Origin of the sequence: Vibrio genomosp. F6, assembly GCF_005146325.1 — a bacterium.
GTDB classification, from domain to species: Bacteria; Pseudomonadota; Gammaproteobacteria; order Enterobacterales; family Vibrionaceae; genus Vibrio; species Vibrio cortegadensis.
On the sequence record NZ_SYUT01000134.1, the window covers coordinates 1 to 217 of the forward strand.

A 217-nucleotide genomic window follows, 5' to 3' on the forward strand; every position below is an offset into this window, starting at 1 on the left:
GCTTGTATCGACGGCAATAAGTAGCTTTCGCCAGACTCTGCGCCTGCCATCCGTACCGTGTTTTTTGACTTTCCATTCACCTTCGCCATAAACCTTAAGGCCAGTTGCATCAATGGCTAGGTGCTGTATCGCTCCTCTCGTTTTAGTCTTAAATGAGACCTCAACTTGCTTGGCTCTACGGCTGATGCAGGTGTAATACGGACAACTTAACGGTACA

General features: G+C 47.9%; 1 protein-coding gene. It reads right to left on the reverse strand.

The window, feature by feature from the left end; all coding sequences use genetic code 11:
* On the reverse strand, positions 1 to 217 hold a 217-nt coding region (locus tag FCV43_RS20135; RefSeq protein WP_170961708.1), incomplete at both ends, for a transposase.